The sequence below is a fragment of the Ferrovibrio sp. genome (assembly GCF_025869515.1).
In the GTDB taxonomy this organism is placed as follows: Bacteria; Pseudomonadota; Alphaproteobacteria; order Ferrovibrionales; family Ferrovibrionaceae; genus Ferrovibrio.
The window spans coordinates 1-15,764 of record NZ_JAOZVR010000049.1; the positions used below are offsets into that span (position 1 = coordinate 1).

14 protein-coding genes are annotated in these 15,764 nt (G+C 66.8%); 6 read left to right on the forward strand and 8 right to left on the reverse strand.

Features of this window, described 5'->3' with window-relative positions; genetic code table 11:
- Positions 1–5 precede the first annotated feature (5 nt).
- Complete coding sequence (folE, locus tag OJJ21_RS07465) at positions 6–602, forward strand: GTP cyclohydrolase I FolE (protein ID WP_297684819.1); 597 nt, start codon at positions 6–8, stop codon at positions 600–602.
- A 69-nt stretch (positions 603–671) separates the two neighbouring features.
- Positions 672–1,868 (forward strand): acetylornithine deacetylase, encoded by a 1,197-nt coding sequence (gene argE, locus OJJ21_RS07470; RefSeq protein WP_297684704.1) that lies wholly within the window; start codon positions 672–674, stop codon positions 1,866–1,868.
- On the opposite strand, the gene OJJ21_RS07475 is transcribed toward argE, so the two are convergent.
- Entirely contained in the window at positions 1,845–3,224 is a 1,380-nt protein-coding gene (locus tag OJJ21_RS07475; protein ID WP_297684706.1) for a formimidoylglutamate deiminase, read from the reverse strand. The two genes, argE and OJJ21_RS07475, sit on opposite strands and share 24 nt — an antisense overlap.
- A gap of 62 nt (positions 3,225–3,286) precedes the next feature.
- Between OJJ21_RS07475 and hutI the strand changes: the two genes are divergently transcribed.
- On the forward strand, positions 3,287–4,534 hold the full coding sequence (gene hutI, locus OJJ21_RS07480) for an imidazolonepropionase (protein WP_297684708.1): 1,248 nt from the start codon (positions 3,287–3,289) through the stop codon (positions 4,532–4,534).
- 103 nt (positions 4,535–4,637) lie between these two features.
- Positions 4,638–4,982, forward strand: coding sequence for a hypothetical protein (locus tag OJJ21_RS07485; protein ID WP_297684710.1), 345 nt, complete (start codon positions 4,638–4,640; stop codon positions 4,980–4,982).
- Positions 4,983–4,992: 10 nt separating this feature from the next.
- Here OJJ21_RS07485 and OJJ21_RS07490 read toward each other — a convergent pair whose 3' ends face one another.
- The gene (locus OJJ21_RS07490; RefSeq protein WP_297684712.1) at positions 4,993–5,787 is read right to left on the reverse strand and encodes a creatininase family protein; all 795 of its coding nucleotides are present in this window, start codon (positions 5,785–5,787) and stop codon (positions 4,993–4,995) included.
- 147 nt (positions 5,788–5,934) lie between these two features.
- Between OJJ21_RS07490 and OJJ21_RS07495 the strand changes: the two genes are divergently transcribed.
- A complete protein-coding gene (locus tag OJJ21_RS07495; protein ID WP_297684714.1) occupies positions 5,935–7,953 on the forward strand; it encodes a hypothetical protein in 2,019 nt (672 codons plus the stop codon).
- Here OJJ21_RS07495 and OJJ21_RS07500 read toward each other — a convergent pair.
- The 3 genes from OJJ21_RS07500 to OJJ21_RS07510 form a co-directional block, all read right to left on the reverse strand.
- Positions 7,897–8,667 (reverse strand): GMP synthase, encoded by a 771-nt coding sequence (locus OJJ21_RS07500; RefSeq protein WP_297684716.1) that lies wholly within the window; start codon positions 8,665–8,667, stop codon positions 7,897–7,899. The two genes, OJJ21_RS07495 and OJJ21_RS07500, sit on opposite strands and share 57 nt — an antisense overlap.
- Before the next feature lie 210 nt (positions 8,668–8,877).
- Positions 8,878–9,639 (reverse strand): glucose 1-dehydrogenase, encoded by a 762-nt coding sequence (locus OJJ21_RS07505; protein ID WP_297684718.1) that lies wholly within the window; start codon positions 9,637–9,639, stop codon positions 8,878–8,880.
- 80 nt (positions 9,640–9,719) lie between these two features.
- Positions 9,720–10,946, reverse strand: a complete 1,227-nt coding sequence (locus OJJ21_RS07510) for a threonine ammonia-lyase (protein ID WP_297684720.1) — start codon at positions 10,944–10,946, stop codon at positions 9,720–9,722.
- A 116-nt stretch (positions 10,947–11,062) separates the two neighbouring features.
- Between OJJ21_RS07510 and OJJ21_RS07515 the strand changes: the two genes are divergently transcribed.
- Positions 11,063–11,593 carry a DUF2244 domain-containing protein gene (locus OJJ21_RS07515; protein ID WP_297684722.1) on the forward strand — a complete coding sequence of 177 codons (531 nt, stop codon included), beginning with the start codon at positions 11,063–11,065 and terminating at the stop codon, positions 11,591–11,593.
- 3 nt (positions 11,594–11,596) lie between these two features.
- On the opposite strand, the gene dapB is transcribed toward OJJ21_RS07515, so the two are convergent.
- The 3 genes from dapB to dnaK form a co-directional block, all read right to left on the reverse strand.
- Positions 11,597–12,412 carry a 4-hydroxy-tetrahydrodipicolinate reductase gene (gene dapB / locus OJJ21_RS07520; protein WP_297684724.1) on the reverse strand — a complete coding sequence of 272 codons (816 nt, stop codon included), beginning with the start codon at positions 12,410–12,412 and terminating at the stop codon, positions 11,597–11,599.
- 67 nt (positions 12,413–12,479) lie between these two features.
- Complete coding sequence (gene dnaJ / locus OJJ21_RS07525) at positions 12,480–13,634, reverse strand: molecular chaperone DnaJ (protein WP_297684726.1); 1,155 nt, start codon at positions 13,632–13,634, stop codon at positions 12,480–12,482.
- A gap of 91 nt (positions 13,635–13,725) precedes the next feature.
- Positions 13,726–15,654 carry a molecular chaperone DnaK gene (dnaK, locus tag OJJ21_RS07530; RefSeq protein ID WP_297684728.1) on the reverse strand — a complete coding sequence of 643 codons (1,929 nt, stop codon included), beginning with the start codon at positions 15,652–15,654 and terminating at the stop codon, positions 13,726–13,728.
- Positions 15,655–15,764: the final 110 nt, after the last annotated feature.

Here is a 15,764-nt window from a genome sequence, read left to right on the forward strand (position 1 = left end):
GCAAAATTCAGCGACCGGACCGCGCCGAGGCCGAAGAGGCCGTGCGCACGCTGATCCGCTGGGCCGGCGACGATCCGACCCGCGAGGGCCTGCTGGGCACGCCCGACCGCGTCGTGCGCTCGTATGAGGAATTCTTCGGCGGCTATGACGAAGACCCGGTCGGCATGCTGGAGCGCACCTTCGAGGAGATTGAGGGCTACGACGAGATGGTGGTGCTGCGCGATATCCGGCTCGAAAGCCATTGCGAGCATCATATGGTGCCGATCATCGGCAAGGCGCATGTCGCCTATCTGCCGGGCAAGCGCGTGGTAGGCATCTCCAAGCTGGCCCGGGTGGTCGAGGTCTATGCCAAGCGGCTGCAGATTCAGGAGAAGCTCACCGCCCAGGTCGCCAATACGCTGCAGGCCGTACTGCAGCCGCGCGGCGTCGCCGTGGTGATGGAGGCGGCGCACCAGTGCATGACCACCCGCGGCGTGCATAAACATGGCGTCACCATGGTGACCAGCCGCATGCTGGGCGCCTTCCGCGACGATCCGCGCACCCGCCAGGAATTCCTTTCCATGATCGCCAGCGGCGGCGGCGTCCGCGGCATGGACGACTGAACCAATTACCGCAATATTTGCCAATTGTTCGTTGTTGACCGGCGCGGTTTGCCGCCCTAAACCGGACCAATGACTTCTCCTAGCCAGGCTTCCCTCGACTGGATCGCCCGGCTGGTCGGTTTCGATACCACCAGCCGCCTGTCCAACCTCAATCTGATCGACGACATCGCCGGATACCTGGCGCAGCATGGTGTCGCATCCGAAAAGATCTTCGACGCCACCGGCAAGAAGGCCAATCTCTACGCCACCATCGGGCCGAAGGATGTCGGCGGCATCGTGCTGTCGGGCCATACCGATGTGGTGCCGGTGGATGGCCAGCCCTGGACCAGCGACCCGTTCAAGATCGTGCAGCGCGGCGAGCGGCTGTTCGGCCGCGGCACCTCGGACATGAAAAGCTTCATCGCGCTCTGCCTGGCGCTGCTGCCCGAGATGCTGGAAAAGCCCTTGAGCGTGCCGCTGCATTTCGCCTTTTCCTACGACGAGGAGGTCGGCTGCATCGGCGTGCATGGCATCGTCGAATTCATCAATCGCGGTGGCCCGATGCCGAAACTCGCCATCATCGGCGAGCCGACCGACATGCAGGTTGTCAACGCGCATAAGAGCGTCTGCGCCTGCAACACTTTGGTACGCGGTTTCGAGGCGCATTCCTCGGCTATCCATCAGGGCGTCAATGCCGTCCAGATGGCGGCCGAGCTGATCGCCGAGATGAACCGCATCCAGGTGGAATACCAGAAGCCCCAGCATCAGGATGCCCGCTTTGAGCCGCCTTTCACCACCATCACGGTGGGCGAGATCCATGGCGGTACCGCGCGCAACATCCTGGCGCGCGAATGCAGGCTGGCCTGGGATATCCGCAGCGTGAAGCCCGAGCATGACACGGTGATTCTGGAGGCCGTGAAACGCTATGCCGCTGAAGAACTGGTGCCGAAGATGCAGCGTATCCGGCCCGAGACCGGCATCGACACCGAGATGGTTGCCTATGCGCCGGCCCTGCTGCCGGCCGAGCGCAATCCGGCCGAGACGCTGGCGCTCAAGCTGGCCGGGCAGAACCAGACCCATGCGGTGTCCTACGGCACCGAGGCCGGCATTTTCCAGATCGGCGGCGTACCGGCGGTGGTCTGCGGCCCGGGCAATATCCGCGAGGCGCATAAGCCTGACGAGTATATCGAGCTCAGCCAGGTGGCCGAGGGCGAGGCCTTCCTGCGTCGCCTGATCGCCTTCTGCCGCGAGCCCGGCAGCCGCTCAGTCCTGGAGCAGGCGGCCTAGCGTTTTGCGGTAAGCGGCGGCGAGGCTGTCGCTGCGGATATGGCGGCCCTGTTCGACCACGCGACTGCCGGCGACATAGACATCGCGGATCGCTGAACGCGCCTGGTTCGAAAAGATCCAGGCATCCAGCACGGCATCGCCGCGTCGCGCCGTCAGGCTGGGCGCATCGGCATCCAGCAGCACGAAATCGGCGCGATGGCCCGGCGCGATGGCGCCCATCGGCTGGCCCAGCGCCTGTGCACCGCCCCGGGCCGCAGCCTCGAACAGGCGCCGTCCGTTCGAACGGTCGGGACCGCCCGCCAGCAGCGTGCGGCTGCGCCGTACCAGGCGCTGGCCGTATTCCAGCAGCCGCAGCTCTTCGGTCACGGATACGCTGATATGGCTGTCGGAGCCGATGCCGATGCGGCCGTCGGCAGCCATGTAGTCAACCGCCGGAAACAGCCCGTCGCCGAGATTGGCTTCCGTGGTCGGGCAGAAGCCGGCGACCGCCTGCGATGCGGCCAGCCGCAGCACCTCGTCTTCATCCAGATGCGTGGCATGCACCAGGCACCAGCGCCGGTCGACAATGCCCTGGTCGAGCAGCCATTGCACCGGGCGTTTGCCGCTCCAGGCGAGGCAGTCGTCCACCTCGGCGGTCTGCTCGGCGATATGGATATGAATCGGCGCCGCCGCATCGATCTCGTTCAGCGCCGCGATGCCGTCGCGCAGCAGCTCAGGCGAAACGGCGCGCAAGGAATGCGGCGCGATGCCGAGCCGCCGGTCGCTGCGGCCGCGGAAAGCCGGCGCCAGCGCCTGCAGCAGGCGGGCGTAAGCCTCGGCGTCATGCAGGAAGCGACGCTGGCGCGGCTGCGGCTCTTTGCTGCCGAAACCGCCATAGCGATACAGCACCGGCAGATGCGTCAGGCCGATACCGGCGGTATCGGCAGCCGCAATCACACGGCGGCTCAGTTCGGCGGGATCGTCATACGGTGCACCGCCGGGCTGGTGATGCACATAATGGAACTCGGCCACGGCGGTGAAGCCGGCCTCCAGCATCTCGGCATAGAGCTGGCCGGCAATCGCTTCGATGTCTTCCGGGGTCAGCCGCGATGCGAAACCGTACATGGTCTCGCGCCAGGTCCAGAAACTGTCCTGTCCCGGCCCGCTGCGTTCGGCCAGGCCGGCCATGGCGCGCTGGAAGGCGTGACTGTGCAGGTTGGGCAGGCCGGGCAGGACCGGGCCATCCAGCAGCGTCGCCGTGGCATCCACAGACTTCGGTGTTGCCCGTGCGATCAGGCCGGCGGCATCCACGCTGACCAGTACGTCGTCGTGCCAGCCATCCGGCAGCAGGGCGTGGCGCAACAGGAAGCGGCGCATGACGGGGTCTCCCAACTTGTATATATAAGCTGGCAGAAACCGCGGTGAGGCGAAAGGCACAGATGACCGAGACCTGGGACAGCGTCTGGCGCGGCGCCGATCTTGCCACCATGCAGGCTGGCAGCGCCGATGGCTTTGGGGCCATCCACAATGGCGCGCTGGCGCTGAAAGACGGCCGCATCGCCTGGATCGGTCCGGCCGATGCCCTGCCGAAGGACGGCATCGGCCGCGAGACCGCCGTGCATGATGTCGGCGGCGGCTGGATCACGCCCGGTCTGATCGATTGCCACACCCATCTGGTCTATGGCGGCGATCGCGCCCATGAATTCGAGCTGCGGCTGAACGGCGCGTCCTACGAAGAGATCGCCCGCGCCGGCGGCGGCATCCGCGCCACCGTGACGGCGACGCGCACCGCCGATGAAGCCACCCTGCTGGCACAGGGCGAAAAACGCCTGCGGCCGCTGCTGGCCGAAGGTGTCACCACGCTGGAAATCAAATCGGGCTACGGCCTCGATCTGGAAAACGAGCTGAAGACGCTGCGCGTGGCGCGCCGGCTCGGCGAGACATATCCGCTGCGCGTGCGCAGCACGCTGTTGGCCGCCCATGCGCTGCCGCCGGAATATGCCGGCGATGCCGATGGCTATATCGATCTGGTCTGCGAAAAGATCATTCCGGCCGCCAAACAGGCTGGCCTCGCCGATGCGGTGGATGCTTTCTGCGAGACCATCGGCTTCACGCTGGCGCAGACGCGGCGGGTTTTCGAGGCGGCGCGCAAGCATGGCCTGCCGGTGAAGCTGCATGCCGAGCAGCTCAGCAACATGAACGGCGCCGCGCTGGCCGCGAGCTTCCGGGCGCTGTCGGCCGATCATCTGGAATATCTTGACGAGGCCGGCGTGCAGGCGATGGCGCAGGCCGGCACCGTGGCGGTGCTGCTGCCCGGCGCTTTCTACATCCTGCGCGAAACGAAACTGCCGCCGATCGACCTGCTGCGCCGCCATGGTGTGCCGATCGCCATCTCCACCGACTGCAATCCCGGCACCTCGCCGGTCACCTCGCTGCTGCTGATGCTGTCCATGGCCTGCACGCTGTTCCACCTGACCCCGGCCGAGGCGCTGGCGGGCGTCACCCACGAGGCCGCGCGGGCCTTGGGCATGGCCGATTCGGTGGGCAGTCTCGAAACCGGGAAAATGGCGGATTTCGTGGTCTGGGATATCGAACGTCCGGCTGCCCTGGCCTATCAGGTGGGGCTCAACCCGATACGCCAGGTTGTCTTCGCCGGCCGACCGGTTGCGGCCTGCCCGCCGCGTTAACCACGACAAAAAGCTACGTTGCGTTGGAACGGACGGGGCCTATATCCTGTTAGACACGCAAGGGCGCCTGATTCTCTGTGGCGCCGCGGGCGGAAGGTGACACATGAACGACTGGCTCTATGTGTTGGGCGGAGGCATTGTCCTGCTGTGGCTGGGCGCCTGGCTGCTGCTGCATCTGGGCAATTTCGAACAGCGCATCAGCCAGATGCGCATGTCGCTGGAAGTGCGCATGGGCGCCATCGAAAGACAGTTCACCTCCTACAACAAGTTTTTCGCCGACAACGAGCGCGCCTCGCAGCTCACCTATAGCGAACTCAGCGACCTCAAGAGCGATATTTCCGAGCTGAAGACGCAGCTCGACGAAGTGAAGCGCGCCATCAACGTGCTGGAAGTCTCTGTCAACGACCTCAAGCTGCGCAGCAACGCCCGCAACCTGCGGATCGTCTGAACTTCAGATTTTAAAGATCCGGCCAGAGCTGCCGCAGGTCGGCGACGATTTCGTCGATGACCGCAGCCAGCAGGCGCTCGCCCTTTTCCGCCGTCGCCGTCGTGGCGTCGCCGGTGGTGCCGGTGCGATTCAGCACGCCGCCGGCGCGTTCTTCCGGCGTGAAACGCAGCGGCCGGCGCAGGCTCAGCAGACGCGGCTCGTCGTCGCCCTCGATAAATCCGTCCTCGTCATCCTCGGCGGCGTCTTCGGCCATCTGCTCCAGCCGGTCGAGCCGCACCAGGGCCGGCGCGATGGCCAGCAGCAGCGAGGTATCGCGTTCGTCCAGATCGTCGGCCGAGGCGGAGGTGCTGCCGAGCCGGGGCAGGTCGGCGGTGGCGATGCGCACACCATGCCGCTGCAGGATGGTCTGTGCCACCAGCTTGAGCGGCGCCTCGGTGGAAATGCCGTTGTTGAGCAGCAGGATGCGCTCGGCGCCGTGGCGCAGATAGCCCTCGATGATTTCGGTCACCAGCGCCTGAAAGGTATCGGCCTCGATATGCTGGCTGCCCGGATAATCCATGAAGGCCGGCTGGAAGCCCTGCGCGATGCAGGGGGCCACCAGAACCGGAAGGCTGGCCAGCAGGCGCTCGGCCACCACCTCGACCACCAGGCGGTCGGTGCCGAGCGGCAGATGCGGGCCGTGGGCGCGCGAGGCGGCACCAATGGGGATCACCACGGGCAGGCCGTCGCCGATCAGGTCGGCGGCGTCGACCCAGGTCAGGTCGGCAAGGCGGAAGCCGGAGCGGGGATGCGAGGAGGCGGTCACGGAGGGATAACGCGGATCGGTGGTGAAAGGTTCGCCAAGCTTAGCATGGCGCCGGGGCGGGACGGCAGATGCTTATGGCGCTTGTGATTGGCCCGCCCCCGGCCTATGACAGCCCAAAGATCCACCCCATAACACCGAGTATCCGCCGTGTCCCGCCGCCCGCCTCCCGGCCGCCCGTCTTCCGCTGGCCGTCCCCCTGCCGCCCGTTCTGCTGCCGGCCGCCCCGCTGCCAGCCGTCCCGCTGCCGGTCGGGCGGGGAAACCGGCTGGCACCCGCCCGCCCGGCAGTGGCAGTGGCAGCGGCAGCAAGGCTGCCAAGGGCAAGGGCGGTCCGAAGCGGGCGCCGGGCCAGGATGGCCCGCGCCAGCCGGCCGGGTCCCGTGAGGAGCGGCCTGGCCGCGACCAGACGCGACAGGGCAGGCAGGATCAGGATCGTTCCCAGAAGGCCGCTCGCCCGGCCAAGGCCAAGAGCTGGGGCGAGACCCGCAATGCCGAGCGCGAGGCGATCCGCAAGGGGCCGCGCGTCGACAGCACTGCCCGCGAAGAGCGGCCCCGCGACGACAGGCCCCGGTCAGACAGGCCCCGGGCGGATCGGCCCCGGTCAGACAGGCCCCGCGAAGAGCGGCCCCGGTCAGACAGACCCCGGGCAGACCGTCCGCGTGAGGATCGCCCCCGCGAAGACAGATCCGGTGGAGACCGGCCGCGCCGCGACCAGGAGGCTGCGCCCGTCCGGCCGCGTTCCGATGCCAAATTCGGCGGCCGCTCCGACCGCAAGGCGGCCGCGTCACCCGCGCGTGGCTTCGGCGCCCGTGCTTCTGGCGCCCGCGCTTCTGGCGAACGTGCCCCGGCTGAGCGCGAGCGCCGCCCCAGCACGCTGCGTCCGGCCGGCAGCCGCAAGGTCGCCGAAGGCGCCGTCAACCTGCTGGATGCCATGTTCCCGAACCGGGAGACCGGCGACCGCGTGCGCCATGCCTGGATGAAGCAGCATCACCAACTCTATGACGAGGCCGAGCGCGAGGCGCTGCTGCATATCGTCGACGAGGTGCTGCGCCTGCGCGGCCGGCTCGACTGGTGGATTTCTGCTGGCAAGACCGGCCTGCCGCCCGACAACCGCCTGCGCGTCGCCGCCTGGCGCATCCTCTCCTCGGGCGCCAAGGCCGAAGGCCTGCTGCCGCTGTTTCCCGCCGGCGACGGTGCCATCGAAACGCTGCTGCGCCGGCTCGAAGGCCATACGCTGGAGCATCCGGATATGCCGCCGGCGGCGAAGTTCAGTGTGCCGGACTGGATCATGCCGCAGCTGCAGCGCCGTTTCGGTGCCGATCTCGATCTCGAACTCGCCGCCATGCTGCGGGCCGCACCGCTCGATGTGCGCGTCAACCGGCTGAAGACCACGCGCGAGGCGGCCAGCGCCGCGCTGCAGTCCGAAGGCCTGCGCAGCCAGCCGACGCCGTTCTCTCCCATAGGCCTGCGCCTGTCGCCGCAGGCTTACGTCAACAACACGCAGGCTTATGCCGAGGGCCTGGTCGAGCCGCAGGACGAGGGTTCGCAGCTCGCCGCCCAGCTGGTCGATGCCGGCGGCAAAAAGTTCGTGGTCGATTTCTGCGCCGGGGCCGGCGGCAAGACGCTGGTGCTGGGCGCCGCCATGAAGAATGCCGGCCGCCTGGTGGCGATGGATGTCAGCAAGGCGCGGCTGGCCCAGGCCAAGCTGCGGCTGCGCCGCGCCGGCGTGCACAATGCCGAATGCCGCGAGATCGACGGTAAATGGATCAAGCGCCATGCCGAGAAGGCCGAACGCGTGCTGGTCGATTCCCCCTGCACCGGTACCGGTACCTGGCGGCGCAAGCCCGATGCCAAATGGCGCCTGTCGCGGCAGGATCTCACTGAACTGGTACCGCGCCAGGCCGAAATCCTCGATCGCGCGGCGAAGCTGGTTGCCCCCAGGGGCGGGCGCCTGATCTACGTCACCTGTTCGGTGCTGGTCGAAGAAAACGAGGATCAGGTGGCGGCATTCCTGAAACGCCATCCGGATTTCAGTGTCCTGCCGGTGACGGATGTGTGGGCGCAGACGGTGGGCGGCGCCTGTCCGGTGCCGGGGCCTTATCTCAGCCTGTCACCCGGCCGCCACGGCACGGACGGCTTCTTCGCCGCCATTCTGCTTCGTCGCTGACGCGGGCGCGGCCAGCCAGCGGTCGAGAAAACCGCTGAGCCAGGCGGCGATGCCGGCATCATGTTTCTGGAAACGGGCGCGCTGCAGATCGCGGGCCTGCGCGCCGGGCAGCAGCAGGCGATGGCCGGCAAACTGCGTCCAGCGCTGCATCATCGCGCCGGTCACTTCCGGATGGAACTGCACCCCGTAGGCATTGTCGCCGATGCGCATGGCCTGGTTGGGGAACCAGCCGGTCGACGCCAGCCGCACCGCACCGCGCGGCAGCTCGAACCCCTCGCCATGCCACTGGAAGATATGCAGCGGATCGGGAAACAGGTCGCGCCCGCGCGGCGTCGGCTTCACGGCATAGTAGCCGATCTCGTGCCAGCCTTCCGCATGCGGCGCCACTTTCGCGCCGCCGGCGCGCGCCATCAGCTGCGCACCGAGGCAGACGCCGAGATAGGGCTTGCCACTGGCGATCACGCGCGGGATGAAATCGATTTCCTTGCGGATGAAGTCAAGATGATCGTCATTGGCACTCATCGGTCCGCCGAACACCACGCAGCCGTCATGGCCGTTCATGTCGGTGGGCAGGTCCTGGCCGAGGCAGGGCCGGCGGATATCCAGATGATAGCCGCGCGCCCGCAACTGCTCGCCGATGCGGCCGGGATCGGAACTCTCCTGATGCACCACTATCAGAATAGAGGGCATCAGGATGGAGGGCGCGGTGTTCATGCCCCTCAATATGGGGCGATTCGAGTCGCTTGAAAAGATAACTTCACAATCACCTGTGGTGGCGGTCACGTATCCCGCCGCCTAAAAAATCGTCATCCTCGGCCTTGTGCCGAGGATCCATCTGCGCGTTCCGAGGCGCGGGCGGAGGGGATGGACCCTCGGAATAAATCCGAGGGTGACGGTTTGTGTTGTGGTGAGTCCTGTGCTCGCCTACTGCGCCGTAATGCCGCCATCCAGCACGAATTCCGTGCCGGTGACGAATTTCGATTCATCGGACGCCAGATAGAGGATGCAGTTGGCCACGTCGATCGGCTCGCCCAGCCGGCCGAGCGGCACCTGCGCCTCCAGCTTGGCGCGGCGGTCGGCCGGGTCGCCGCCGGCATAGATCATGCTCTGCACCATCGGCGTGTCGATGAAGGTGGGATGCACCGAGTTGCAGCGGATGTCGTATTTGCGCTTGGCGCAATGCAGGGCCGTGGTCTTGGCCAGCATGCGGGCGCCGGCCTTGGAGGTGTTGTAGGCCGACATGTTATGGCCGGCGATGATGCCGGAAACGGAGGAGATGATGATGATCGAGCCCGGCGCATGCGCCTTCATGCGCGACAGGCCGTGCTTGATGCCGAGGAAGGGGCCGTGCAGGTTCACGTTATGCACGAAATGCCATTCCTCGACGCTGATGTCTTCCACATTCTTCAGCACGCCGACGCCGGCGGAATGCACCATCACATTCAGCTTGCCGAAGGCGGCATCCACCACATCGAGCGCCGCGATCCACTGCTGTTCGCTGGTGACGTCCAGATTGATGGCGATGGCATTCTTGCCGATCTTCTCGGCCACTTCGCGGGCGCCGTCCAGGTTGCGGTCGGCGACGGCGACCTTGGCGCCTTCGGCGGCCAGCAGCTCGGCGGTTGCCTTGCCGAGCCCCGAGGCTCCGCCGGTGATCAGCGCGACTTTATTGGCAACGCGGGCCATGATGTCCTCCCTGTCTTTGGCAGGAAGGATAGCCGCGTTTGCGCGGGCCTAGCAAACCTGCCGTAGCGTCAGAGCCTGGATTAATCCGGCTCTTCGATCTTGGCCGGCAGGCCGGCGGCGGCAAGGGCTGCCAGCAGGTCCTTCAGATGGGCGCGGTCACGGGCTTCCACCACGAATTCGATCTCGGTCGACTTGGCCGAGGCCAGCGTGAACAGGCGCTGGTGTGCCACTTCCACGATATTCACGCCGGCCGCGCCAATGATGCCGGCGGCCTTGGCGAGTCGGCCGGGCGCGTCGTCGGTCATCACGATGATGCGGGCCAGCCTTCCGTCGCGCACCAGGCCGCGCATCAGCACGCTGGCGAGCAGGCGGGTATCGATATTGCCGCCCGACAGCACGATGCCGACATGGCGGCCCTTGAATCTGGCCGGATCGGCGATCAGTGCGGCGAGGCCTGCCGCGCCGGCGCCCTCGGTGACGGTTTTCTCGATCTCGACCAGCGCCACGATGGCCCGTTCGATATCGGCCTCGCGGGCGATCAGCACGTCATCGACATAGCGCCGCACCACATCCATCGGCGCGCGGCCGATATCGCGCACGGAAATGCCCTCGGCGATCGAGATGCCGCCGACCTGCACCGGCAGGCCATGCATCTCCTGGTACATCGCGGTGTAAAGCTCGCTTTCGACGCCGAAGATGCGCAGCTCGGGCTTCAGCGCCTTGGCCGCCACGGCAATGCCGGAGATCAGTCCGCCGCCGCCGACCGGCACGATCAGGTCCTGCAGGTCGGGTGCCTGCTGCAGCATCTCGATCACTGCGGTGCCCTGGCCGGCCATGATGGCGGGATCGTCGTAAGGGTGCACGAAGACGAGGTTCTTTTCTGCCGCCAGCTGCCGCGCACGCGCCGCCGACTCCACCAGCGTGTCGCCCTCGATCACCACATTGGCGCCGAAGGCCTTCACATGCCGCACCTTCACATAGGGCGTGATGGTCGGCATCACGATGGTGGCGGGAATGCCTAAGCGCCCGGCGTGATAGGCCACGCCCTGGGCATGGTTGCCGGCCGACATGGCAATGACGCCGCGGCGGCGCTCGTCGTCGGTGAGCTGCAGCAGCTTGTTGAGCGCGCCGCGCTCCTTGAAGCTGGCGGTGAACTGGTGGTTCTCGAATTTCAGCCAGACCTGCGCGCCGGTCAGCTCCGAGAGCGTGCGCGAATGCAGGCAGGGCGTTTCGGCCACGGCGCCCTTGATGCGGGCGGCGGCGGCGCGCACATCTGCAAGTGTGATCGGCGGAGCCAGGCTGGTCATGGACGGGAACCGGGTAAAACTGCGGATTGCCTACTATAATCAACCGCTTCGCCGGGGTCATCCGGTATACGGGGGTTTTACTTGGCGCCGGCGCCCGCCGGAGCTAGCCTTGGGCCATGGACCAATCGGCGCAACACCAATCGGCGAGCCATAGGGCAAACGCCTTTTTCGATATCGAGCTGAAGCCCTACCGCTCGCTGGGGCCGCGCGGCTTCGTCCTCCTGATCGGCTTCGTCGCGCTGGCCAACCTGGGCGCCGGCATGGCCTTCTGGCTGCTCGGTGCCTGGCCGGTCTTCGCCTTCTGCGGGCTGGATGTGCTGCTGGTCTGGGCCGCCTTCAAATTCAGCTACCGCCAGCAGCGGGCGCGTGAATTCATCCGGCTCGATGCCGATGCGCTGGTGGTGCGCCGGGTCGATATCCAGGGCCGCGAAAAGACCTGGCGGCTGCAGCCCTACTGGCTGCGGGTGGACTGCGATGCGGAAGACGAGAGCGCGCCGCTGCGGCTGTGGAGCCATGGCCGGGCGCTGACGCTGGGCGCTTTTCTCAGTCCCGACGAACGCCGCCGGCTGGCCGAGGGGCTGCGCGAGGCGCTGTGGCGCTGGCGCCAGCCGCCGGGCGCCGGCCTGCGCCCGCTCGATACCGCCTAACGCCTAGCCGGCGAGGCCGAGCACATCGGCCATGCGATACAGGCCGGGCGCCTTGCCCTTGGTCCAGATCGCCGCGCGCACGGCGCCGCGGGCGAAGATGCTGCGGTCGGTCGCCTTGTGGGTCAGCTCGATCCGCTCGTTGTCGGCGGCGAAGATCACGCTGTGCTCGCCGGCCACGTTGCCGCCGCGCAGGGCCGCGAAGCCGATATCGCCGCGCTTGCGCGCGCCGGTGATGCCGTCGCGACCGCGGTCGGAGATTTTCTCCAGCGGCTGGCCGCGACCGAGCGCCGCCATCTCGCCGAACATGATTGCCGTGCCGCTCGGCGCATCCACCTTCATGCGGTGATGCATTTCCACGATCTCGATATCCCAGTCCTCGCCCAGCATGGCGGCGACCTGCCGCGTCAGCCCGGCGAGGATGTTGACGCCCAGGCTCATGTTGTAGCTCTGCACCACGGCGCAGTGATGCGCGGCCTTCTGCAGCGCCTCGAACTGCGCCGGCTCCAGCCCGGTGGTGCCGACCACATAGGCGGTCCGGCCCTGGGCGGCCAGCGCAGCATGCTTGCCGACCGCAGCCGGCGGCGAGAAGTCGATCACCACATCCACATTGCCGAACAGGGCGGCGGTATCCTCGGTGATGGTCACGCCGGAGGCTCCCACGCCGGCCAGCAGGCCGGGATCCTGGCCCAGCGTCGGATTGCCCGGCTGCTCAATGCCGCCGCCCAGCACGGCTGCGCCATTGCTGGCGGCGATTTCGCGCGTGATGGCCTGGCCCATGCGGCCGGCGATGCCGACGATGCCGATGCGGACTGCGGACATGACTTTCCCCACGAGAGACTGGCTAAACGGAAGCGGAGTTTAGCAGAGGGGGAGGGAGGGGGTGAAGCTACTCGGCCTTGCCGCCGAGCATCTCCTTGACCTTGTCGAAGAAGCCGGTGCTTTCCGGGCTGCTTTCCTCGGTATCCAGCTTGGCGAATTCCTCCAGCAGCTCGCGCTGCTTCTTGGAGAGCTTGACCGGCGTTTCCACCATCACCTGGATATAGAGATCGCCGTGGCCGGCGCCGAAGCCGGACTGCTGCAGCGAGGGCATGCCCTTGCCGCGCAGGCGGAACTGCTTGCCGGTCTGGGTGCCTTCGGGCAGCGTGATGCGGGCCTGGCCGCCATCCAGCGTCGGCACTTCCACCGCGCCGCCCAGAGCCGCCGTGGTCATCGAGACCGGCACGCGGCAATGCAGGTGCTGGCCCTCGCGGCGGAACAGCCGGTGCGGCTTCACGCTCAGGAAAACATAGAGATCGCCGGGCGCGCCGCCGCGCAGGCCGGCCTCGCCTTCGCCGGCCAGCCGGATGCGGTTGCCCTCATCCACGCCGGCCGGGATGTCGACGCTGAGCGTTTTTTCCTTATGGGTGCGGCCGGCGCCGCCGCAGACCTTGCAGGGTTTCTCGATCACCCGTCCGGCGCCGCCGCAGGTCGGGCAGGTGCGCTCGATGGTGAAGAAGCCCTGCTGGGCGCGGACCTTGCCGTTGCCCTTGCAGGTCGGGCAGGCGATCGGCTGGGCACCGGCCTCGGCGCCGGAGCCGTCGCAGGCCTCGCAGGCGATCGAGGTCGGCACGCGGATTTTCGCAGCCTTGCCGCGATAGCAGTCTTCCAGCGTGATTTCGAGATTGTAGCGCAGGTCCGAGCCGCGATTGCCGCCGCGCCCGCCGCCGCCGCGGCTGCCGCCCATGAATTCGCCGAACAGGTCGTCGAAAATGTCGGAGAAGGAGGTGAAGTCGAAACCGGCGCCGCCCGGGCCGCCAGGACCGCCGCGACCGCCCTCGAAGGCGGCGTGGCCATACTGGTCATAGGCCGCGCGCTTCTGGTCGTCGCGCAGGATGTCGTAGGCCTCGTTACATTCCTTGAACTTGTGCTCGGCCTCCTTGTCACCCGGATTGCGGTCCGGATGATGCTGCATGGCCTGTTTGCGGAAGGCCTTTTTCAGCTCTTCCGCATTCGCCGTCTTGGCCACGCCAAGAACTTCATAGTAATCGCGCTTGCTCGCCATACTGCGACTATCCCGCCCGCCAGCTTTAAGGTCCCCGAAGCGGAACCGGGCGCCGTCATGTGCTGGCGGCGCCCGGTATGCCCATTAGGGCTTACTTCTTTTTCTTGTCGTCTTTGACTTCCTCGAAGTCGGCGTCGACGATGCCGTCGTCCTTCTTCGCGGTGGCTTCAGCCTCGGGCTGCTCCGCGCCGCCGGCGCCGCCTTCGGCGGCACCCTGCGTCTTGTACAGCGCCTCGCCCAGCTTCATGGCCACCTGGCTCAGGCTCTGCGCCTTGGCCTTGATCGCCTCGGCGTCATCGGCCTCGATGGCCTTGCGCAGCTCGGCGATCGCCGCCTCGGCTTCGCCCTTTTCCGCCGCCGGAGCCTTGTCGCCGAGATCGGCGATGGTCTTCTCGGTGGCATGGATCAGGGCTTCGGCCTGGTTCCTGGCCTCGACCGCATCGCGCCGCTTCTTGTCTTCCGCGGCATGTTCCTCGGCGTCGCGCACCATCTTCTTGATGTCGTCTTCCGAGAGACCGCCCGAGGCCTGGATGCGGATCTGCTGTTCCTTGCCGGTGCCCTTGTCCTTGGCCGAGACATGCACGATGCCGTTGGCGTCGATGTCGAAGGTCACCTCGATCTGCGGCACGCCGCGCGGCGCCGACGGGATGCCGACCAGATCGAACTGGCCCAGCAGCTTGTTGTCGGCCGCCATCTCGCGCTCGCCCTGGAAGACCCGGATCGTCACCGCGCCCTGGTTGTCCTCGGCGGTGGAGAAGACCTGGCTCTTCTTGGTCGGGATCGTGGTGTTGCGTTCGATCAGCTTGGTGAACACGCCACCCAGCGTCTCGATGCCCAGCGACAGCGGAGTCACGTCGAGCAGCAGCACGTCCTTGACGTCGCCCTGCAGCACGCCGGCCTGGATGGCGGCGCCGATGGCAACCACTTCATCCGGGTTGACGCCCTTGTGCGGCTCGCGGCCGAACAGCTGCTTGACGACCTCGATCACCTTCGGCATGCGGCTCATGCCGCCGACCAGCACGACTTCGTCGATATCGCCGGCCGACAGGTCCGCGTCCTTGAGCGCCTTCTTGCAGGGCTCGATGGTGCGCTGGATCAGGTCGTCGACCAGGGCCTCAAGCTTGGCGCGGGTCAGCTTCATCACCAGATGCTTCGGACCCGAGGCATCGGCGGTGATGAAGGGCAGGTTGACTTCGGTCTGCGTCGAGGACGACAGCTCGATCTTGGCCTTTTCCGCGGCTTCCTTCAGGCGCTGCAGGGCCAGACGGTCGCTGCGCAGGTCGATGCCCTGCTCCTTCTTGAATTCGGTGGCGAAGTAATCGACCAGGCGAAGGTCGAAATCCTCACCGCCGAGGAAGGTGTCGCCGTTGGTGGAGCGCACTTCGAAGACGCCGTCGCCGATCTCGAGGATCGACACGTCGAAGGTGCCGCCGCCCAGATCGTAGACCGCGATCTTCTTGCCGTCGCTGGTCTTGTCCAGGCCATAGGCCAGGGCAGCCGCGGTCGGCTCGTTGATGATGCGCAGCACTTCAAGGCCGGCGATGCGGCCGGCGTCCTTGGTCGCCTGGCGCTGCGCGTCGTTGAAGTAGGCCGGCACGGTGATCACGGCCTGCGTGACCTTCTCGCCCAGGAAGCTCTCGGCGGTTTCCTTCATCTTCTGCAGGATGAAGGCCGACACCTGGCTCGGGCTGTATTTCTCGTCCTGCACGCCGACCCAGGCGTCGCCGTTGTCGCCCTTGACGACCTTGTACGGCACCATCTCGGTGAAGCGGCGGGTCGCGTCATCCGTGAAGGCGCGGCCGATCAGGCGCTTGACGGCGAATAGCGTGTTTTCCGGGTTGGTGACGGCCTGGCGCTTGGCCGGCTGGCCGATCAGACGCTCGCCATCCTTGGAGAAAGCCACCATCGACGGCGTGGTGCGCGCGCCCTCGGCATTCTCGATCACCTTCGGATTTTTGCCATCCATGATGGCAAGGCAGGAATTCGTGGTACCCAGGTCGATGCCAATAACTTTGGCCATATTTACTCTCCTTTTTCCGGCGATCCGCGGCAGCCTTATGCAAGCGCGGCGGCGGACCCCTTTCGGTTCAACATCTCGCCGGGTATGTAAGAGGGCCACCCCTGTCCCGC